A 20839-nucleotide genomic window follows, 5' to 3' on the forward strand; every position below is an offset into this window, starting at 1 on the left:
CGGGACGTCGGGGGCACCGCATGGCCGGAGGGGGAGTCGGGGACGCCGGGCCGGTGCTGGACAATAGACTCGCTCCGGTCACCGCACGTCATCGTCATCCCGACGTGCGGCGGGCCACCGCCAGAAACCAGCACGACAGCCACGAAGGGGGCACTGATGGCCGCCATCTCCCGCGAGGAGGTCGCGCACCTGGCGCGACTGTCGCGGCTCGCCGTCACGGAGGAGGAGCTCGACACCTTCGCCGGCCAGCTCGACACGATCCTCCAGGCGGTCGCCCAGGTCGGCGAGGTCGCCGCGGCGGACATCCCGCCGACCTCCCACTCCGTACCGCTGACGAACGTGCTGCGCGAGGACGTGGTGGTGCCGGGCCTGACCCCGGCGGAGGCCCTGTCGGGCGCGCCCGACGCGGAGGAACAGCGGTTCCGCGTCCCGCGGATCCTGGACGAGGATGTGGCGTCGTGACTGATCTGACCAAGCTGACCGCCGTCGAGATCGCCGGTCTCGTCGCCGGCGGGGAGACCTCGGCCGTCGAGGTGACCCGGGCCCACCTGGACCGGATCGCCGCCGTCGAGGGCCGGGTGCACGCCTTCCTGCACGTCGACACCGAGGGCGCGCTCGCCGCCGCCCGCGCGGTCGACGAGCGCCGGGCGGCCGGGGAGGAGCTGGGCCCGCTGGCCGGCGTCCCGGTGGCCGTGAAGGACGTGCTCACCACCAAGGGCGTGCCGACCACCGTCGGGTCGAAGATCCTCGAGGGCTGGCGCCCGCCGTACGACGCGACGATCGTGCAGCGGCTGCGGGCGGCCGGCACGGTGATGCTCGGCAAGACGAACATGGACGAGTTCGCCATGGGCTCCTCCACGGAATACTCGGCGTACGGCCCGAGCCACAACCCGTGGGACCTCGGCCGCATCCCGGGCGGCTCCGGTGGCGGCAGCGCCGCCGCCATCGCGGCGTACGAGGCGCCGCTGGCGATCGGCTCGGACACCGGCGGCTCGATCCGCCAGCCGGGCGCGGTCACCGGCACCGTCGGGGCGAAGCCCACCTACGGCGGCACCTCCCGGTACGGCCTGGTGGCGTTCTCCTCCTCGCTGGACACCCCGGGCCCGTGCGCGCGTACGGTGCTGGACGCGGCGCTGCTGCACGCGGCGATCGGCGGCCACGACCCGCGCGACTCCACCTCCATCCCGCAGCCGGTGCCCGACGTGGTGGCCGCCGCGCGGCTCGGCGCGACCGGCGACCTGACCGGCGTGAAGCTGGGCGTGGTCACGGAGTTCACCGGCGAGGGCGCCGAGCCGGGCGTGATGGCGGCGTTCCGCGAGTCGGTCGACGCGCTGGCCAAGCTGGGCGCCGAGATCGTGGAGGTGTCCTGCCCCCACTTCAAGTACGCGCTGCCGGCGTACTACCTGATCGCCCCCAGCGAGTGCTCCTCCAACCTGGCCCGGTTCGACGGCGTCCGGTTCGGCCTGCGGGTCGGCGACGACGGCAACCGGTCGCTGGAGGAGGTCATGTCGCTGACCCGGGAGGCCGGCTTCGGGCCCGAGGTCAAGCGCCGGATCATGCTCGGCACGTACGCCCTCTCTTCGGGCTACTACGACGCCTACTACGGGCAGGCGCAGAAGGTCCGCACCCTGATCACCCGGGACTTCACCGCCGCGTTCGAGCGGGTGGACGCGCTGATCTCGCCGACCACGCCGTTCGTGGCGTTCCCGATCGGCGCGCGCACCGCCGACCCGTACCAGATGTACCTGGCGGACCTGTTCACCATTCCGACGAACCTGTACGGCGGGCCGGGCATCTCGGTGCCGTGCGGCCTCTCGGAGGGGCTGCCGGTCGGTCTTCAGGTGATGGCACCGACGATGGCGGACGACCGGATGTACCGGGTCGCCGCCGCGCTGGAGTCCGCGGTCGGCACGTTCACCCCACCGGCATTGTGAGGCAGGAGCACCGATGACGACCACCTTGCCCGCGTACGACGACGTCGTTGCGCGCTACGAACCGGTGATCGGCCTGGAGACCCACGTCGAGCTGGGCACGAACACCAAGATGTTCTGCGGCTGCCCCACCGACTTCGGCGGCGAGCCGAACACCCGGGTCTGCCCGGTCTGCCTCGGACTGCCCGGCTCGCTGCCGGTGGCGAACAAGGCGGCCATCGAGGCGACGATCCGGATCGGCCTGGCGCTGAACTGCTCGATCGCGCAGTGGTGCCGGTTCGCGCGGAAGAACTACTTCTACCCGGACATGCCGAAGGACTTCCAGATCAGCCAGTACGACGAGCCGCTCTGCGTCGACGGGTACCTGGACGTGGAGGTCAACGGCGAGCTGGTCCGGATCGGCATCGAGCGGGTGCACCTGGAGGAGGACACCGGCAAGTCGCTGCACGTCGGCGGCGCCACCGGCCGCATCCACGGCGCGACCGAGTCGCTGGTCGACTACAACCGGGCCGGCATCCCGCTGGTGGAGATCGTCACCAAGCCGGTCCCGGGTATCGGGGCGCTCGCCCCCGAGGTGGCCCGCGCGTACGTCGCCGAGCTGCGCGACGTGATCCGCTCCCTGGGGGTCTCCGACGTGCGGATGGAGGAGGGCTCGCTGCGCTGCGACGTGAACACCTCCCTCAACCTCCCGGGCGCGGAGTGGGGGACCCGCACCGAGACGAAGAACGTCAACTCGCTGCGTTCGGTGGAGCGGGCGGTCCGCTCGGAGATGCTGCGCCAGGCGTCGGTGCTCGACGCGGGCGGCCGGATCATCCAGGAGACCCGGCACTTCCAGGAGGACACCGGGGGCACCCGGCCGGGCCGGTCGAAGGAGACCGCCACCGACTACCGGTACTTCCCGGAGCCGGACCTGGTGCCGCTCGCCCCGGACACGGCGTGGGTGGCCGAGCTGAAGGCCGCCCTGCCGGAGCTGCCCCGGCTGCACCGCCGCCGGCTCCAGGAGCAGTGGGGCCTGTCCGACGCCGACATGCAGTCGGTGCTCAACGCCGGCGCGGTCGAGCTGATCGAGGCCACCATCGCCGCCGGGGCCACCCCCGCCGCCGCCCGCAAGTGGTGGCTGGGCGAGCTGTCCCGCCGGGCCAACGAGGCCGGCGTGGAGCTGGCCGACATCGGGGCCACCCCGAACCAGGTCGCCGAGCTGCAGGGGCTGGTCGATGCCGGCAAGCTCAACGACAAGCTGGCCCGCACCGTCCTGGAGGGCGTGGTGGCCGGTGAGGGCTCACCCACCCAGATCATGGCCAACCGGGGCCTGGAGGTCGTCTCCGACACCGGCGCGCTCACCGCCGCCGTGGACGAGGCGATCGCCGCGAACCCGGGCATCGCCGAGAAGATCCGCAGCGGCAAGGTCGCGGCGGCCGGCGCGCTGGTCGGCGCGGTCATGAAGACCACCCGGGGCCAGGCCGACGCCAAGACCGTCCGCGAGCTGATCCTGGAGCGCCTCGGCGCCCAGGGCTGAGGCCCCATCGGGAAGGCCGCCGCCGGGATCCGGCGGTGGCCTTCCGCCTCTTTCAGTACGCGGCCCCGCACCCCTCGCGAGGGCGTCAACGGCGACGCCCGGATGGAGCCACCGTGAACCAGCACGACCTCGATGTCCTCGACGAGATCCAGCAGCGGGTGCTCTGGCTCGCCACCCGGATCGTCGACGCCGCCAACCACGACCGGGACACCGGCGACGGGGTGAAGGTCGGCGGCCACCAGGCGTCCAGCGCCTCCCTGGTCACCGCGATGACCGCGCTGTGGTTCGCCCACCTCGACGCCGAGGACCGGGTCGCGGTCAAGCCGCACGCCTCCCCGGTCTTCCACGCCGTCCAGTACCTGCTGGGCAACCTGGACCGGTCGTACCTGCCGAGGCTGCGGGCCCGGGGCGGCCTCCAGTCGTACCCGTCGCGCACCAAGGACCCGGACGGCGTCGACTTCTCCACCGGCTCGGTCGGCCTCGGTGCCGCCGCGCCGCTGTTCGCCGCCGTCACCCGCCGGTACGTCGACGCCCACTTCGGCGAGCGCCCGCACTCCCGGTTCGTGGCGCTGATCGGCGACGCCGAGCTGGACGAGGGCAACATCTGGGAGGCCGTCGCCGACTCCGCCACGACCGGCCTGGGCAACGTGATGTGGCTGGTCGACTTCAACCGCCAGTCGCTGGACCGGGTCGTCCCGGGTATCCGGATCAACCAGTGGCGCGGCCAGTTCGAGGCCGCCGGCTGGCACGTCGTCGAGGTCAAGTACGGTCGCCGGCTCGCCCAGGCGTACGCCCGGCCGGGCGGGGAGGCGCTGCGCGACTGGATCGACGCGATGCCCAACGAGCAGTACCAGTCGCTGTTCGGGCTGGCCGGTCCGGCGTTGCGCACGCAGTTCCTCGACGGGGCGCCCGCCGGGATCGCCGAGCTCATCGCCGACATCGCCGACGACGAGCTGGGCCCGCTGGTCACCGACCTGGGCGGGCACGACCTCGCGGCGATGCTCGACGCCTACGCCCAGTGCGACGCGGTCACCGACCGGCCCAGCGTGGTCTTCGCGTACACGGTGAAGGGGTGGGGGCTGCCGATCGCCGGCAACCCGCGCAACCACTCCGCGCTGCTGTCCACCGGGCAGGTCGACGTCCTGCGCGCCGCGCAGGGCCTGACCGTCGAGACCGAGTGGGACCGCCTCGACCCGGCGACCCCGGCCGGCATCCGGGCCGGCGAGCGCCGCGAGGCGCTGTCCCGCGCGCCCCGCGAGCGGGCCCTGCCGGTCACCGTCCCGGAGACCACCCGGGTACGCGCCAACAAGCCCGTCTCCACCCAGGAGGTCTTCGGCCGGGTGCTGGTGGAGCTGGCCCGGGACGAGCACATCGCCCCGTACCTGGTCACCACCGCCCCGGACGTGGCCACCTCCACCAACCTGGCCGGGTTCATCAACAAGACCGGGGTGTTCGCCCCGACCGCGCAGCGGTCCTGGACGGAGGACCGGATGCTGCGCTGGACGGAGAGCCCGTCGGGCCAGCACATTGAGCTGGGCATCTCGGAGATGAACCTGTTCCTGCTGCTCGGCCAGCTCGGCCTGTCCTGGGACCTGTCCGGGCAGCCGCTGCTGCCGGTCGGCACGGTCTACGACCCGTTCGTGCTGCGCGGGCTGGACGCGTTCCTGTACGGCACGTACTCCGGCTCCCGGTTCGTGGTCGCCGGCACCCCGTCGGGCATCACCCTCGCCCCCGAGGGCGGCGCCCACCAGTCGACGATCACCGCCTCGGTCGGGCTGGAGCTACCCGGGGTCACCTTCGTCGAGCCGGCGTACGCGGCCACCCTCGACTGGCTGCTCTGCGACGCGCTCGGGCAGATCGCCGCCGGTGGCGTGCCGGCCACCACCGCCGCGCCGGCCGAGGACGGGGCGTACTACTTCCGGCTCAGCACCCGCCCGATCGACCAGGCCCCCTTCGAGGCGGCCCGGGCCCGGATCGGCGACGCGGTGCTGCGCCGGCAGGCGGTCGCCGGGGCGTACCGGCTGGTGGACGCGCACGAGGCGTACCCGCACCTGGTCGACGCCCCGGTGGTGCAGCTCGCCGCGTCCGGCGCGGTGCTGCCCGAGGTGCTGGCCGCCGCCGCCGAGCTGGCCGAGGAGGGCGTGGCCGCGCACGTGGTCGACGTGACCAGCCTGGACCGGCTCTACCGGGCCTGGCAGCGCACCCTGCGCCAGGGCGTGCGGACGGCCACCGTGCCGAGCGTGCCCGGGGCGCTGCGGTCGGCGTTCGTCGACCGGGTGCCGGTGGTGACCGTGCACGACGCCGCCTCGCACGCGATGGCGTGGCTCGGCTCGGCCCTCGGCGCGCACGCCGTGCCGCTGGGCGTGGACGAGTTCGGCCAGTCCGGCAGCGTCCGCGAGCTGTACGAGCTGCACGACCTGCTGCCGGGCAGCATCGTCAACGCCGCCCTGGCCGCCCTGGCCCTGCGCTGACCCGCCCCCGCCGTCCCCGGCCCGCCGCGCTCAGCGGGTCGGGGTGGGGGTGACGGGGACCTCGGCGCCGGCCTTCGGGTCCCGCACCACGTGCCGTTCCAGGCTGACCTGCGACTGGCCGGTCCCGCCGACGGTGATGTCGTCGTACGCCTGGAGCAGCTTGTCCTTGTCGAGGTAGAGCACCGTCATCGACAGCGGGGTGGGCTTCTCGCCCTCCAGGCCGCGCAGCCCGGCCCCGCCGGTGGACCCCTCCACCATGAGCTGGGTGGGCATCTGGCCCGGCACCTGCGGCAGCTTGGATACCTGGCGGGCGTGGGTGTGGCCGGCGAGGACCAGCGGGCAGGTGCCCGACAGCGGCCCGGCGGACGCCGGGTCGTGCACCAGGGCGATGTTCACCGGCTTGGGCGAGTTGCGGACGGTGGTGGCGAGCTGGTCGCCGGCCCCGATCACCTGGTCGGCGACCTGCTTGGTCAGGCCGCTGCCGGCGGGCGAGGTCTCCTTGTCCGGGGTGAACCGGGGATCGCCGGTGCCGGCGATGGTCAGCCCGGCGACGGTGGTGGTCGAGTTGTTCAGCACGATCGCGTTCGGCTGCTGGGCCACCGCCGCTGCCGTCTTCCCCGAGTCGTGGTTGCCCCGGATGTACACGTACGGCTTCTTGAGCAGCCCGATCGACCCGACGTAGGACGCCTCCGGCTCGCTGCCCCAGTCGGTGAGGTCGCCGGTGTCGATCACCACGTCGATGCCGAACTGCTCGACCACGGTGCGGATGAGCTGCCAGCCGGTCGGGTTGAGGTGCATGTCGGAGACGTGCAGGACCCGGGTGGTGCCGGGCGCCGGCTCGTACACCGGCAGCGCGGACACGGTGGTGTAGAGCTGGCTGACGTTGCCGACGAGGCGTTGGAGCTGCTCGGCGTACTTGGTGTAGTCGTTGGCGATCTTCCGGGCGTCACCGACGATCGCCGGGGCGTTCACCAGCAACCCCTCGTACCGGGGCTCCTCGATGGCCTGCGGGCGGAGGGTGGACGCGGCCAGGCCGAGGCTGCCGGCGGTGACCGCCAGGGCGAGCCCGCCGGCCCAGGCGGTGCGCCGGGTGTCCCGGAAGACCAGGCCGGCCAGCAGCAGGGTGACCAGCAGCGTCGCGCCGACGGTACGCAGGCCGAGGCGCATCACCCCGGTGCGGACGTCGGTGACGGCGGACTGGCTGGCTCGGCTGATGCTCGCCGGGTCGTCGATCAGCGCCTCGGTGCGTCGCTGGTCCAGTGCCCCCAGCCCCACGGTCAGGTGGGTCGGCCCGTCGTGGCTGTTCAGTTGCAGGGCACCCAGCGGCGGGATGTCGACGGTGGTGCTGCCGGTGAGCGCGGGCGCGAGGGTCAACTCGGCCCGGAAGGGACCGATGTCGGTCTGCACCCGTCCGCCGGCGAAGGTGCCGATCACCACCCCGGCCAGGGCGATCGCCACGACGGCGAGCGCCACGCCCACCCGGCGGGCCAGCACCCGGCCCCGGCCGGACGAGACGTCCCCGCGTCGGCGCGGGAGGGCCCAGCGCCGGCCACGACCGGTCGCCGGGGTGTCGGCGTCCCCGGTGTTTCGCTGTTCGTTCTCCTGGCCGTCCATGCTGAGATTCTGACCTGCCCAGTGAAGGATCTTGGCAAACCCGGGATTCCGCCGCGCCGCGCCGCGCGGGCCGGGGTGCTACGGCCGTTGCCCGTCGCGGCTAGCCACGCCCCGCGCCGCCGTCGGGGAAGACCAGCCGCAGGATGCGGTCGTCCTCGGGGGCCGGCTCGCCCCGCCCGTCGTGGTTGGAGGTGGTGACCCAGATCGACCCGTCGGGCGCGGCGACCGTCGCCCGCAGCCGACCGTATTTTCGGGTGAGCAGCTCCCGGGGCTGGCCGAGCATGGTGCCGGTGTCGGTCAGCTCGGCCAGCCAGATCCGTTCCCCGCGCAGGCAGGAGGTGACCAGCAGCCGGTCGGTCGCCGCCAGGCCCGAGCAGGACGCGTCGGAGGTCTTCCACTGCACCAGCGGGTCGGTGTACCGCCTGTCGCCGGCCTTCCCCTCGACCAGGGGCCAGCCGTAGTTGCCGCCCTTGGTGATCTGGTTGATCTCATCCCAGGTGTTCTGGCCGAACTCGACCGCGTACATCCGCTTGCCGGCGTCCCAGGCGAGGCCCTGCACGTTGCGGTGCCCCAGCGACCAGACCGGGGACCCCGGGTACGGGTTGCCCGGGGCCGGCTTGCCGTCCGGGGTGATCCGCAGGATCTTGCCGCCGAGGCTCTTCCGGTCCTGCGCGGACTCCCGGTTGCCGGCGTCGCCGGCGCTGGCGTACAGGTAGCCATCCGGGCCGAAGGCGAGCCCGCCGCCGTTGTGGGTCCCGGACCGGGGGATGCCCGTCAGGACCGGCGTCGGCCGGCCGCCCAGTTCCAGCTTGACGATCCGGTTGTCCCGCTCGGCGGTGTGGTAGACGAATACCGTCCGGTCCGTCGCGTAGCGGGGGGACACGGCGATGCCGAGCAGGCCGCCCTCCCCGCCGGCCGCGACGTCGGGCACGGTCTGCACGGCGGTGACGGTCAGCCCGTCCCGCCCGGACCCGGGCCCGACCTTGAGGATCCGGCCGCTGTCCCGCTCGGTGACCAGCGCGCCGCCGTCGGGCAGGAACGCGATCCCCCACGGCACCCGCAGGCCCTTGGCCAGCACGGTGGCGACCATCTGCTGGCCGCTGCCGCCGCCGGGGGCGGAGGCGGAGGGGGTCGGCAGGTTCGGCGGCTCGCCGGCCGGGTCGGGGTCCGGCTCGCCGAAGCTGCATCCGGCGGTGGCCAGCAGCAGCGCCGCGCACGACGCCGCAGCCACCGCGCGCGCAGAGGTCTTCCGGGGGTACGGGCGACGGGGGCTCACCCGGCCCAGCCTAGCCGCCCGGACGGTCCTGCGCGGGGGGCCGCGCGGGTGGGGCCGCCCCGGCCCCGCCACCCGGGCGGTCGGCCGGTCACCGCCGCCCGGGCCCCGCCACCGGGTGGTTCGGCCCGCACCAACGGGGGACCGGCGCCGCCGGGCGACTATCGTCGTCGGGCGTGAAGGTATGGATTCCGCACCCGGCCGGTCGCGGCCTGCTCGGCGACGTGCCGCCCGGGGTGACCGTCGAGGTGGTCGAGTCGCCGTCCCGCCTCCCGTCCGACGTCGCCGACGTGCGGTTCTGGGTGCCCCCGTTCCTGTCTGGCGGGGACGCCACCGCCCTGCTCGGCGAGCTGCCCGACCTGCGGGTGGTGCAGCTCCTCTCCGCCGGGGCCGACGCCTGGGTCGGCCGGGTCCCGGTCGGGGTGATGCTCTGCGACGCGCGCGGGGTGCACGACTCCGGCACCGCCGAGTGGGTGGCCACCGCGGTCCTCTCCCAGCTGCGCGGCTTCCCCACCTTCGCCGTCGCCCAGTCCCGCCGCGAGTGGGCGTACGACCGGGTCTGCCCGACCGACGAGCTGGCCGGCAAGCGGGTGCTGATCGTCGGCGCGGGCTCGATCGGGGCGGCGGTGCGCGCCCGGCTGGCGCCGTTCGAGGTGACCTTCACCCTGGTCGCCCGGACGGCCCGCCCCGCCGAGGGGGTGCACGGGGTCGACGAGCTGCCGGCGCTGCTGCCCGAGGCCGACGTGGTGGTGCTGCTGGTGCCGCTCACCGAGGCGACCCGGGGCCTGGTCGACGAGGAGTTCCTCGCCGCGATGCCCGACGGCGCGCTGCTGGTCAACGCCGCACGCGGCCCGGTGGCCAGGACGGACGCGCTGGTCGCCGAGCTGGCTTCCGGCCGGCTACGGGCCGCGCTGGACGTCACCGACCCCGAGCCGTTGCCCGCCGACCACCCGCTGTGGGGGCTGCCCAACGTGCTGCTCACCCCGCACGTCGCCGGCTCGGTGCGCGGGCTGTTGCCCCGGGCGTACCGGCTGGTGGGGGAGCAGGTGCGGCGGTTGGCCGCCGGCCAGCCGCTGATCAACACGGTTTCGGACGGCTACTGACCCGTCCGCCGGCCGACCCGCCGACGTGTCCGGCCCGCCGGTCGGGTGGGCCGGGCCGGCAGGGTCAGGCGGCCGGGCCGGGCACGGTCGGCTGGGTCAGATTGTGCGGCCGGGCAGGCTATGGCCGGTGACGGCGACGAGCCGGGGCAGTTCGGTTCCGGGCACCGCGGGCAGGACCAGCCACTCGCCGTCGTCGAGCCGGGCGACGGCCCGGCCCCGGGCGTCGGCGGTCAGCTCGACGATCCGTTCCCAGCCGATCCGGCGCTGCCCGGTCAGCGCCCGCAGGCGCAGCTCCCGGGCGTCCGCCTCGGTGCCTGAGCGCCAGGCCCAGACGGCGACGGCGAGGGGAAGGAGCAGCACCGGCAGGAAGTACCACCGGGCGGCGGCCAGCGGCAGCGCCCCGATGAAGGCGATCACCGCCGCGACCAGGATCGCCTGGTTGGGGCGGAAGCGGACGGTCTCGGCGCGACTCACCCCCAGATGATCCCACCTGGGCGGGGCCGGCCCCCGGGCGGGCGGGGGCGGGGGTGACCGGCGCCATGGGAGTGACTTGAATCACTCATTTTCATGGCCTGGCAGCCGTTTCCTGCGGTGACGGTGGATCGTTTCATCATGTTGGGCCGGCGAACCAGCCGCGCCCACGCCGCCCGGACCGCCACGCCGGGCGACGCCGCCGACCGCAACCCCCGCACCGTCGTACCGCACCGCCCGTGCCCCCTCACGAAGGCGATCGTCGTGTCCGTCGCGTATCCCTCCGGCACCTCCCGCAGCCTCCCGCGTCCCGCCGACCTCCTGGTGCTGGCGACGGCGGCGCTGCTCGCCCTCGCCGGCCTGGCCGGCGCAATCCCGCCGCTGGCCGCGGTGGCGCTCGCCGGCGCCGCCGGCAGCGTCCTGGCCGGCGTCCGGCTGTCCCTGCTGGCCGTGCCCGTCCGGTACGCCGCCGGCGGCGACCCAGACCGGGCCGGCCGCCGCGCCATCCGTTGCCGCTCGGCCGCCGGGCTGCTCGACGCGGCGGTGGCCACGGTCGGGCTGACCGTCGCGGTGCTCCCCCTGGTCGGCACCGGCCGATGGGTCGCCGTCGGCGCGGCCGGTCTCGGGATCGCCGCCCTGCTGCACACCGGCGGGCTGCTCCTGCTGCCCGGCCGCAGCCGGCTGCCGAACCGGGCCCGGGTCCGCCGCGTGGTCGACATCGTCAGCCTGGGCCTGAGCCTGATCTTCGCCGCCTGGGTGCTGCTGCCGCCGGGGGAGACCCCGCCCGCAGCCCGGGTCGCGGTGGTGGCCGGCGGGTTCGGCCTCGCGGCGATCGGCGTCGCGGCGCTGGCCGACTGGCGGCGCCGGCCGGGCGCGGCGATCTGCCTGCTCGGCGCCGGGGCGGCCCAGTTCGGCCTGCTCGCGCTGATCGTGCTGCTCGCCTACGACGCCCCGGACCGGGCCCTGCTGACCACCGTCGGGCCGCTGGTGGTCGGGGCGCTGCTCACCGCCGACGGGGTCCGCCGGGTGGCCGCCGGAGACCCGCGCCGCCCGGGTGGCCCGACCCCCGTCTGGCCCCGGGTCAGCGCGCCGGCCGCGATCGCCGCCCTGGCCGCCGTCGGGCACCTCTACGCGCACGGCGACTTCACGCCGGGGGCGATCCTGCTCGGGCTGGCGGTGACCCCGCCGCTGGTGGTCCGGGAGCTGATGACCGCCACCGACAACCGCCGGTACGCCACCCGCCTCGCCGCCCAGGAGGCGCACTTCCGGGCCCTGGTCTCGGGCGGCGACGACCTGATCCTGCTGCTGGACGACGCGCTGCGGGTGCGCTGGCAGTCCCCGGCCGCGACCCGGCTGTTCGGGCTGACCGACGCCGACGTCCTCGGCCGACCCTTCGCCGACCTGCTGCACCCCGCTGACCTCCCGCGCGCCGCGCTGCTGCTCGACGAGGTGCGCGCCGGCGTCCGGCCGACGCTGCTGGCCGCCCGGCTGCGCGACGGGCACGGGGTGTGGCGGGAGACCGAGTCCACGATCAGCGACCAGCGCGGGGTGCCCGAGGTGCACGCGCTGGCGCTGTACGTGCGTGACGTCGGCGAGCGTCGCCGGCTGGAGCGCGCGGTGCGCCAGCTCGCCGCGACCGATCAGCTCACCGGGCTGGCCAACCGGCGCGAGCTGCTGCGCGAGCTGGCCGCCCGGCGGGACGGGGCGGGGGCGCTGCTGGTGGTGGACCTGCACGGCCTGGGCGCGATCAACGACGGTCGCGGCCACGCGGTCGGCGACGTGGTGGTGGTGGAGGTGGCCCGCCGGCTGCGCGCCGCGGTCGGCCCGGACGACCTGGTGGCCCGGCTGGTCGGCGACGAGTTCGGCGTGGTCACCACCGCCGGCCCGGTGCTGGCGTACGCACTGGGCACCCGGCTGCTGGAGGTGCTCGGCGAGCCGTACCGGGTGGCGGGCGCCGAGGTCCGGTTGCAGGCCAGCATCGGCCTGGCCGAGATCCCCGGCGCGACCGCCGACGACGCGTTGCGCCAGGCGGACCTGGCCCGCCGGCGGGCCGCCCAGCTCGGCCGGGACCGGATCGAGTGGTACGACGCGTACCTGGAGGAGCAGCTCGTCCGCCGGCTCGATCTGGAGCGGGAGCTGCCCGGCGCGGTGGCCCGGGGCGAGCTGGACCTGGTCTACCAGCCGGTGCTCGGGCTGGCCGACCGGCTGCCGGTGGGCACCGAGGCGCTGCTGCGCTGGCGCAGCCCGGTGCTGGGCACCGTGCTCCCGGCCGAGCTGCTGCCGGTCGCCGAGGACCTGGACCTCGTCGGCGAGGTGGGCCGCTGGGTGCTGGACCGGGCCTGCCGTCAACTGGCCGACTGGTCGGCGGGGGGTTGGCAGCTCTGGATGTCGGTGAACGTCACCCCTCGGGAGTTGGCCGCGCCGGACTTCCTCCAACGCACCGCGGCGGTGCTGGCCACCCACGGGCTGCCGCCGGAGCGGCTGGTGGCCGAGGTGGCCGAGCCGCGCGTCGGCGCGGAGCTGCCGACGATGGTGGCCCGGCTCGCCGGGCTGCGCTCGCTCGGCGTGCGCACCGCGCTGGACGACTTCCGGGCCGCGCACGCCTCGCTGGCCCAGCTCCGCCGGCTCCCCATCGACCTGCTCAAGCTGGCCCCGCACGGGGTCGACGGGACCGACGGCGGGCACAACCAGCTGGTCGACGTGGTGGTCAGCCTCGGCGACCGGCTCGGCCTGGAGATCGTCGCCGCACAGTTGGAGACGCCGGCACAGGCGGACGCCGCCGGCCGGGCGGGCTGCCGCTACGGGCAGGGCTTCGCGCTGGCCCGCCCGGCGACCGCCGAGCGGGTGGAGGCGTACTTCGAGGAGTTCCCGTCCGCGTCCCGGTGAGGGCGTCCGGGACGGTGGGGCGCGGAGTGCTGAACCGGTTCACCTGACCCGGGGCGGCGCGGTGCTGCCCCGGGGCGTGAGGTTGGCGGTCTCGTCCTGGAGCTCGCCGGTCGGCTCGCCGGCGATCACCCGGAGCAGCTGCCGGGCGGCGTGCGCGCCGTACGCGGGGATGTCCCGGCCGAGGGCGGTCAGCGGCGGGTGCACGAGCTGGCACAGCGGGGAGTCGTCCCAGGCGACGATCGACAGGTCGCCGGGGACCTGAAGGCCCATCTCCTGGGCCACGGACAGCCCCGCTATCGCCATCACGTCGTTGTCGTAGATGACGGCGGTGGGGCGGTTCGGCGAGCTGAGCAGCCGCCGGGTGGCCCGGGCCCCCTCCTCGCCGGTGTAGTCCGACCAGACGGTGACCGACTCGTCGAGACCGAGCCGCCCGCACACCTCGGTGAACGCGTCGCTGCGGATCTCGGTGTGCAGCAGCGCGGGCAGGCCGCCGACCCGGGCGATCCGTCGGTGGCCCAGGGCTACCAGGTACTCCACCGTCTCGGCCAGCGCCGCGGCCTCGTCGGACCAGACGCTGGCCAGCGAGCCGGTGTGCCCGGGGCCGCCGATCACCACGGCCGGCAGTTGCAGCTCCTCCAGCGCCGGCACCCGCCGGTCGTCGGTGCGCAGGTCGCAGACGAAGACCCCGTCCACCCGGCGCTCGGCCCACCAGCGGCGGTAGACCGCGATCTCCGCGTCCTGGTCGGCGACCACCTGGAGGGTCAGCGCGAACGACCGGGCCGACAGTTCGGCCTCGACGCCGCTGATCAGCTCCATGAAGAACGGCTCGATGCCGAGGATCCGGGCCGGGCGGCACAAGGCCAGGCCGACGGCCTTGGCGGTGGCGCCGGAGAGCGCCCGCGCGGCGCTGCTCGGGCTGAACCCGATCTCGGCGGCGATGGCCAGGATGCGCTGCCGGGTCGCCTCGGAGACGCCGGGCTGTCCGTTCATCGCGTACGAGACCGCGCCCTTGGACACCCCGGCCCGCCGCGCGACGTCGGCGATGGTCGGCCGCTTCACCGGCGTGTCTCCTCCACTTGCTGGGCCCGCCACGGGCGGGGTGTCACCGCGCCGGGGTGGCCGGCGGCCCTCACGCTACTGCAACCGGCCCCACGGGTGCCCGGGGCCGGGGCCGCCTCGCCGCGCGACCGAACGGATTACTTGCCCGGTTAAGCATACGGGGCGTCGGTCGAGCGCGGCTGACGCTGTCGCCGATCGGGATGCCATAGAGCGGTGAACCACGCATGTTCGCGCTCCCATGCGGCCGGAAGTTACGGAACGGTCCCGGGCTTAACCGTTCGTTGACACCACCGAGACGGGATCGTACGGTGGCTTCACTTATCCGGTTCAGTCAACGACTCTCGATGTCGGGAGCGTTCCCATCTTGCTCGGAGGATGACATGAAACGGTCCTGGACCCACTGGGCCCGCGCGGTCGCCGTGGGCGCGGTCAGCCTGGCCGTGGTGGCCGCGTGCAGCGGCAAGAGCACCAGCGGCGGCGACGAGGCGGGCGGCGGCGCGGTCACCCTGAAAATCAACTTCTGGGGCGACTTCGGGCTCCAGGACCTGAAGACCAAGTACGAGGCCGCACACCCGAACGTCAAGATCCAGCTCAACTCGGGCGAGTACAACGCGCAGCACGAGGACCTGCAGAAGAAGCTGGTCGCCGGCTCGGGCGCGGCGGACATCGCCGCCATCGACGAGGGCTTCATGGTCCAGTTCCGCAGCCAGTCCGACAAGTTCGTCAACCTGCTGGACAAGGGCGCCGGGCAGTACGAGAGCAAGTACCTGCCGTGGAAGTGGAAGCAGTCGCTGTCCGCCGACGGCAAGACCCAGATCGGCCTCGGCACCGACGTCGGCGGCCTCGCCATGTGCTACCGCACCGACCTGTTCAAGGCCGCCGGCCTGCCCACCGAGCGGGACCAGGTCTCCGCGCTCTGGCCCACCTGGGACCGGTTCATCGAGGTCGGTCAGCAGTACACCGCCAAGACCGACAAGAAGTTCCTCGACGCCGGGACCAACCTGTTCAACCCGGTCCTCGGCCAGCAGCAGACCGGCTTCTACAACGAGCAGGAGCAGCTCCAGATGGAGGGCGGCCCGAAGGTCGCCTTCGACTACACGGTCAAGGCCCTCCAAGCCGACATCTCGGCCAACCTGACCAGCTTCCAGGCCGACTGGGACAAGGGCTTCACCAGCGGCGCCTTCGCCGTCCTCGCCTGCCCGGCGTGGATGCTGGGCCACATCAAGGACACCGCCCCCGGCACCAAGGGCAAGTGGGACATCGCGGCGGTGCCCGGCGGCGGCGGCAACTGGGGCGGGTCGTTCCTGACCGTCCCCAAGCAGAGCAAGCACGCCGACGAGGCGTACAAGCTGCTGGAGTGGCTGGTCCAGCCGGAGCAGCAGATCGAGGTCTTCAAGAAGGTCGGCAACCTGCCGTCGCAGCCGGCCCTGTACTCCGACCCGGCCATCGCCGAGTTCAAGAACCCGTTCTTCAACGACGCGCCGGTCGGGCAGATCTTCCCGAAGATGGCGCAGGGCCTCACCCCGCAGTACCTGGGCAAGAAGAACGGTCCGACCCGCGTCGCGGTGGAGAACGTCATCAAGCGGGTGGAGAACAAGACCCTCAAGCCGGACGCCGCCTGGGCGGAGGCGGTCAAGGAGGCCGAGAAGGCCGGCAGGTCCTGACGGTCCGGTGACCGGTGGCGGGGCCGCCCCGCCCCGCCACCGCCCCGGCGTCCCACCCCGGAGACAGTCCACCTCGGCCCAGGAGCGTCCCATGTCCTCCACCCGTGCCGCGCCCGCCCCGCCGGGCCGTCGTACCCCGCGCAAGCGCGGCGCCGACGGCCCCGGGGCCGACGAGCGGCGGCTCACCTGGCGCAACCGGCTGTACCGCTTCGACATGCGCTACATGCCGTACCTGCTGATCGCCCCGTTCTTCCTGATCTTCGGAGTCTTCGGGCTCTTCCCGCTGATCTTCAACGGGGTCGTCTCGCTGCGGAACTACCAGCTCGACGACCCGACCCTGCCGCCCTGGGCTGGCTTCGACAACTTCGCGAGGCTGCTCGGCGACGAGGACTTCTGGAACGCGCTCTACAACACCTTCGGCATCTTCCTGCTCTCCTCGATACCGCAGCTCCTGCTCGCCCTGGTGGTCGCCTCGCTGCTGAACCGCAAGCTGCGCGCGCAGACCTGGTGGCGGGTCGGCATCCTGCTGCCGTACGTCACCCCGCTGGTCGCCTCGACCATGGTGTTCAGCGTCTTCTTCTCCCGCGACTTCGGCATGGCCAACTGGCTGCTCGGCCTCGTGGGCCTGGGCGGCGACGCCCCGGCCGACTGGCGGGCCGACAAGTTCCACTCCTGGATCGCCATCGCCACCATGGTCAACTGGAAGTGGATCGGCTACAACGCGCTGCTCTACCTGGCCGCGATGCAGTCCATCCCGCGCGACGTCTACGAAGCGTCGGCCATCGACGGCGCCGGCCCGTGGCGGCAGCTCTGGCGGATCACCGTGCCGATGATCCAGCCGGTCGTCGTCTTCACCGTGGTGCTCTCCACCATCGGTGGGCTCCAGCTCTTCACCGAGCCGATGCTGTTCGACCTGAACGCGCAGGCGGCCACCGGCGGCCCGAACGGCGAGTGGCAGACCATCGCCCAGCTCATCTACAAGGTCGGCTGGAAGGACCTCGACCTCGGGTACGCCGCCGCGATGTCCTGGGCCCTGTTTTTGATCATCCTCGTCGTCGCCGGCATCAACACGCTGCTGACGAACCGACTCTCCGGAGGCCGCCAGTGAGCGCGAGGAGTGGGCCGCGCGGGCGCAACCGGGCGCGGCTGCTGGGCCGGGCACCGCAGGACACCGCGGCCGGCGTCTGGACGTACCTGCTGCTGGCGACGACGATCCTGCTCTCCGCGTTCCCGCTGTACTGGATGTTCGTCATCGCCACCAGCAACGACGAGGCGCTCGCGAAGATCCCGCCGGCGGTGGTCCCGGGCGACCAGTTCCTGACGAACCTGGACGAGGTCTTCTCCCTTCAGGACGTCTACTTCGCCGCCGGCCTGGTCAACAGCGCCCTCGTCTCCACCGCGGTCACCGCCTCGGTGCTGTTCTTCTGCTCGCTGGCCGGGTTCGCCTTCGCGAAGCTGCGGTTCAAGGGCAGTAGGTGGCTGATGCTCTTCGTGGTGCTCACCCTCACCGTGCCCAACCAGCTCGGCATCGTCGCGCTCTACATCGTGATGGGCAAGCTCGGCTGGAACGGCACCCTGCTCGCGGTCATCGCCCCCGGCCTGGTCACCGCGTTCGGGGTGTTCTACATGCGGCAGTTCATCCTCAACACCGTGCCCGACGAGCTGGTCGAGTCGGCCCGGATGGACGGCGCGACCACGATGCGCGTCTACTGGAACATCGTGCTGCCGGCGATCCGCCCGGCGCTGGCCGTGCTCGGCCTGCTCACCTTCGTCGGCACCTGGAACGACTTCCAGTGGCCGCTGATCACGCTCAGCGGCACCGACTTCCCCACCTCGATGGTGGCCATCTCCGACCTCGCCAGCGGCAACTACGTGATCTACCGGCGGGTGCTCGCGGGGGCGTTCGTCGCCACCGTGCCCCTGCTGATCATGCTGTTCGTCGGTGGCCGCCAGATCGTCCGCGGAATCATGGAAGGTGCGGTGAAGTCGTGACCCGGCATTCGTTGTCCGAGGGGTGGGTGCTGCGGGCCGTTCCCGGCCCGCAGGTGCCGCCGGAGATCGTCGACCGGGCGGTCCCGGCGACCGTGCCCGGCTGCGTGCACACCGATCTGCTCGCCGCCGGTTTCATCCCCGACCCGTACCTGGACGACAACGAGACGGCGCTGGCCTGGATCGGGCGCACCGACTGGGTGTACGAGACCACCTTCGACCGGCCGGCCGGTGACGCCGACCGGGTCGACCTGGCCTGCGCCGGCCTCGACACGGTCGCCACCGTCACCCTCAACGGCGCCGAGGTCGGCCGCACCGAGAACATGCACCGCGGCCACCGCTTCGACGTCACGTCCGCGCTGCGGCCAGGGGCCAACACGCTGACCGTCCGCCTCGACTCGCCGTACCGGTACGCGGAGGCGCACCGGGACCGGCTCGGCGACCGGCCCAACGCGTACCCGGAGCCCTTCAACTTCATCCGGAAGACGGCCTGCAACTTCGGCTGGGACTGGGGGCCGACGGTGGTCACCGCCGGCATCTGGCAGGACATCGCCCTGGACGCCTGGTCCACGGCCCGGCTGGCGACGGTCCGCCCGCTGGTCACCGTCGCCGGCGGCGTCGGCCGGGTCGAGCTGCGCGTCGAGGTCGAGCACGCCGCCGAGGAGCCGGTCACCGTCCGCGCCGAGGTGGCCGGCGTCGCCGCCGAGGCCGTCGTGGCGGCCGGCCAACGCACGGCCGCGCTGACCGTCGAGGTCCGCGACCCCGCGCTGTGGTGGCCCCGGGGGTACGGGGACCAGCCGCTGCACCCCCTCGCGGTGACCCTGCACGCCGCCGACGGGCGGAAGCTGGACGCCTGGTCCCGCCGGATCGGCTTCCGCACGGTCCGCCTGGACACCGCCCCGGACGAGCACGGTTCCGCGTTCGCCCTGCACGTCAACGACGTGCCGGTGTTCGTGCGCGGCGTCAACTGGATCCCCGACGACGCCTTCCCCAACCGGGTGACCCGGCAGCGGCTGGCCGAGCGCTTCGACCAGGCCGCCGGGGCGAACATCAACCTGCTGCGGGTCTGGGGCGGCGGCCGGTACGAGTCGGAGGACTTCTACGAGCTGGCCGACGAGCGGGGGCTGCTGGTCCAGCAGGACTTCCTGTTCGCCTGCGCGGCGTACCCGGAGGAGGAGCCGTTCGGCTCCGAGGTCGAGGCCGAGGCGCGCGAGCAGGTCACCCGGCTGGCCGCCCACCCGTCGCTGGTGCTGTGGACCGGCAACAACGAGAACATCTGGGGCTGGCGCGACTGGGACTGGCAGGAGCCCCTCGCGGGCCGCACCTGGGGCCGGGGCTACTACCTGGACCTGCTGCCCCGGATCGTCGCCGAGCTGGACCCGACCCGCCCGTACTGGCCGGGCAGCCCCTGGTCGGGCTGGTCGGACGGGTCGGGCTGGTCGGACGGGTCGGGCTCCGAGGAGATCCACCCGAACGACCCGGCGCACGGCACCACGCACATCTGGGACGTGTGGAACACCGACGACTACACGAAGTACCGGGAGTACGTCCCCCGGTTCGTCGCCGAGTTCGGCTACCAGGCGCCCCCGGCGTACGCGACCCTGCGCCGGGCGATCTCCGACGACCCCCTCGCCCACGACTCGCCCGGCATGGCCCACCACCAGAAGGCCATCGGCGGCGACGCGAAGCTCCAACGCGGCCTGGACGCCCACCTGCCGCCGCCGGTCGACTTCGACGAGTGGCACTACTTCACGCAGCTCAACCAGGCCCGGGCCATCCAGCTCGGGGTGGAACACTTCCGCTCGCACCGGCCGGTCTGCGCGGGCACCATCGTCTGGCAGCTGAACGACTGCTGGCCGGTGACCTCCTGGTCGGCGATCGACGGCGACGGCCGCCGCAAACCGCTGTGGTACGCGCTGCGCCGGGCGTACGCCGACCGGCTGCTCACGGTCCAGCCCCGCGACGGCGGGCTGGCGCTGGTGGCGGTCAACGAGACCGGCCGGCCGTGGCGGGCCCCCGCCACGGTCACCCGGCTCACCCTGGACGGCGAGGCGCGGGCGAAGACGACGTACGACCTCGACGTGCCCGCGTACGCCTCGGTGACGCTGGAGTTGCCGGCGGACCTGGCGCGGCCCGAGGAGGCCCGGCGGGAGCTGCTGGTGGCCGAGGCGGGCCAGGGCGTCGAGCGGGCGTTCTGGTTCTTCGCCGAGGACAGGGACATTCCCTGGCCGGTGGCCGACCACGAGGCCACGGCCGAATTGTTCGACGGCGGTGTGCGGGTTCGGGTTACCGCCCGCACGATCCTGCGCGACCTGGCCCTGTTCCCGGACCGGCTCGACCCGGCCGCCGAGGTCGACGACGCTCTGATCACCCTGCTGCCGGGCGAGTCGACGACGTTCACGGTCCGCGCACCGCGCCCGTTCGACGTGACCGCCCTGACCATTCGGCCCGTGCTGCGAACGGTCAATTGAAGGGAGGGCCAGCACGACGGTGAGCCTTGCGATGTCCGGGTTGCTCGCGCGCCGCCCCGCCGCGCTCCGCCAAGATCGTGCTCGATCCGGGATGTAGTGGCATCCCGGATTAAACGACACCACTGCATCCACGATTGAGCGTGATCTTGGACAGGCCAGCCTGCGCGGAGAACGGCAAGTGGGCCTGTGGCCGACCGGGCTTTCGGCCGGTCAGGAACAGGCCGGGCGCTACGCCGCCTTGAACACCTCGTCAAGGTGCCATTCCAGGAACTCCTGGTGCGGCCGGTCCCGGACGGCCGCTGGTACGGCGATCTGCGCGGGGTCGAGTTCGGCAACGGGGAGCAGTTCTACTCCCGGGCTGGCGATCGCTTCCCGCTACTGCCGGACGTCG

The 20839-nt window shown here is 73.5% G+C and carries 14 protein-coding genes; 10 read left to right on the forward strand and 4 right to left on the reverse strand.

The window, feature by feature from the left end; genetic code table 11:
• The first annotated feature begins 156 nt into the window (after positions 1-156).
• The 4 genes from gatC to ACQPZO_RS06780 all read left to right on the forward strand — a co-directional run bounded on the left by gatC (position 157) and on the right by ACQPZO_RS06780 (position 5918).
• Positions 157-462, forward strand: a complete 306-nt coding sequence (gene gatC, locus ACQPZO_RS06765; RefSeq protein ID WP_007075103.1) for an Asp-tRNA(Asn)/Glu-tRNA(Gln) amidotransferase subunit GatC — start codon at positions 157-159, stop codon at positions 460-462.
• The gene (gene gatA, locus ACQPZO_RS06770) at positions 459-1934 is read left to right on the forward strand and encodes an Asp-tRNA(Asn)/Glu-tRNA(Gln) amidotransferase subunit GatA (RefSeq protein WP_433348036.1); all 1476 of its coding nucleotides are present in this window, start codon (positions 459-461) and stop codon (positions 1932-1934) included. The genes gatC and gatA overlap by 4 nt, the downstream gene beginning before the upstream one ends.
• Positions 1935-1947: 13 nt before the next feature.
• The gene (gene gatB / locus ACQPZO_RS06775) at positions 1948-3447 is read left to right on the forward strand and encodes an Asp-tRNA(Asn)/Glu-tRNA(Gln) amidotransferase subunit GatB (RefSeq protein ID WP_433348038.1); all 1500 of its coding nucleotides are present in this window, start codon (positions 1948-1950) and stop codon (positions 3445-3447) included.
• Between the two features lie 113 nt (positions 3448-3560).
• Positions 3561-5918 (forward strand): transketolase-like TK C-terminal-containing protein, encoded by a 2358-nt coding sequence (locus tag ACQPZO_RS06780; RefSeq protein WP_433348040.1) that lies wholly within the window; start codon positions 3561-3563, stop codon positions 5916-5918.
• 30 nt (positions 5919-5948) lie between these two features.
• On the opposite strand, the gene ACQPZO_RS06785 is transcribed toward ACQPZO_RS06780, so the two are convergent.
• Complete coding sequence (locus ACQPZO_RS06785) at positions 5949-7532, reverse strand: metallophosphoesterase (RefSeq protein ID WP_433348042.1); 1584 nt, start codon at positions 7530-7532, stop codon at positions 5949-5951.
• 100 nt (positions 7533-7632) lie between these two features.
• Entirely contained in the window at positions 7633-8808 is a 1176-nt protein-coding gene (locus ACQPZO_RS06790) for a PQQ-dependent sugar dehydrogenase (RefSeq protein ID WP_433348043.1), read from the reverse strand.
• 173 nt (positions 8809-8981) lie between these two features.
• On the opposite strand from ACQPZO_RS06790, the gene ACQPZO_RS06795 reads away from it, so the two are divergent.
• Complete coding sequence (locus ACQPZO_RS06795) at positions 8982-9908, forward strand: 2-hydroxyacid dehydrogenase (RefSeq protein ID WP_433348045.1); 927 nt, start codon at positions 8982-8984, stop codon at positions 9906-9908.
• A gap of 96 nt (positions 9909-10004) precedes the next feature.
• Here ACQPZO_RS06795 and ACQPZO_RS06800 read toward each other — a convergent pair whose 3' ends face one another.
• Complete coding sequence (locus ACQPZO_RS06800) at positions 10005-10382, reverse strand: PH domain-containing protein (RefSeq protein WP_433348047.1); 378 nt, start codon at positions 10380-10382, stop codon at positions 10005-10007.
• Positions 10383-10520: 138 nt separating this feature from the next.
• Here ACQPZO_RS06800 and ACQPZO_RS06805 point away from each other — a divergent pair, with 138 nt between their 5' ends.
• Positions 10521-13265, forward strand: coding sequence for a putative bifunctional diguanylate cyclase/phosphodiesterase (locus ACQPZO_RS06805; RefSeq protein ID WP_433348049.1), 2745 nt, complete (start codon positions 10521-10523; stop codon positions 13263-13265).
• 39 nt (positions 13266-13304) lie between these two features.
• Here the strand turns inward: ACQPZO_RS06805 and ACQPZO_RS06810 are convergent, their stop codons facing one another.
• On the reverse strand, positions 13305-14324 hold the full coding sequence (locus ACQPZO_RS06810) for a LacI family DNA-binding transcriptional regulator (protein WP_433348050.1): 1020 nt from the start codon (positions 14322-14324) through the stop codon (positions 13305-13307).
• A 380-nt stretch (positions 14325-14704) separates the two neighbouring features.
• Here ACQPZO_RS06810 and ACQPZO_RS06815 point away from each other — a divergent pair, with 380 nt between their 5' ends.
• The 4 genes from ACQPZO_RS06815 (at position 14705) to ACQPZO_RS06830 (ending at position 20448) form a co-directional block, all read left to right on the forward strand.
• Positions 14705-15988, forward strand: coding sequence for an ABC transporter substrate-binding protein (locus tag ACQPZO_RS06815; RefSeq protein WP_433348052.1), 1284 nt, complete (start codon positions 14705-14707; stop codon positions 15986-15988).
• A gap of 91 nt (positions 15989-16079) precedes the next feature.
• Positions 16080-17096, forward strand: a complete 1017-nt coding sequence (locus ACQPZO_RS06820) for a carbohydrate ABC transporter permease (RefSeq protein WP_433348054.1) — start codon at positions 16080-16082, stop codon at positions 17094-17096.
• Positions 17097-17134: 38 nt separating this feature from the next.
• On the forward strand, positions 17135-17980 hold the full coding sequence (locus ACQPZO_RS06825) for a carbohydrate ABC transporter permease (protein WP_433350835.1): 846 nt from the start codon (positions 17135-17137) through the stop codon (positions 17978-17980).
• Complete coding sequence (locus ACQPZO_RS06830) at positions 17977-20448, forward strand: glycoside hydrolase family 2 protein (protein ID WP_433348056.1); 2472 nt, start codon at positions 17977-17979, stop codon at positions 20446-20448. Before ACQPZO_RS06825 ends, ACQPZO_RS06830 begins: the two co-directional genes overlap by 4 nt.
• Positions 20449-20839 lie beyond the last annotated feature (391 nt).

Origin of the sequence: Micromonospora sp. CA-111912 (genome assembly GCF_050948415.1) — a bacterium.
Classification (GTDB): domain Bacteria; phylum Actinomycetota; class Actinomycetes; order Mycobacteriales; family Micromonosporaceae; genus Micromonospora.

Excerpts from the sequence above, each read along its gene's own strand:
- ACQPZO_RS06815 (WP_433348052.1), top strand. The coding sequence starts at position 14,705 with ATGAAACGGTCCTGGACCCACTGGGCCCGCGCGGTCGCCGTGGGCGCG.
- ACQPZO_RS06785 (WP_433348042.1), bottom strand. The coding sequence starts at position 7,532 with ATGGACGGCCAGGAGAACGAACAGCGAAACACCGGGGACGCCGACACC.
- gatB (WP_433348038.1), top strand. The coding sequence starts at position 1,948 with ATGACGACCACCTTGCCCGCGTACGACGACGTCGTTGCGCGCTACGAA.
- ACQPZO_RS06820 (WP_433348054.1), top strand. The coding sequence starts at position 16,080 with ATGTCCTCCACCCGTGCCGCGCCCGCCCCGCCGGGCCGTCGTACCCCG.
- ACQPZO_RS06805 (WP_433348049.1), top strand. The coding sequence starts at position 10,521 with ATGTTGGGCCGGCGAACCAGCCGCGCCCACGCCGCCCGGACCGCCACG.
- gatC (WP_007075103.1), top strand. The coding sequence starts at position 157 with ATGGCCGCCATCTCCCGCGAGGAGGTCGCGCACCTGGCGCGACTGTCG.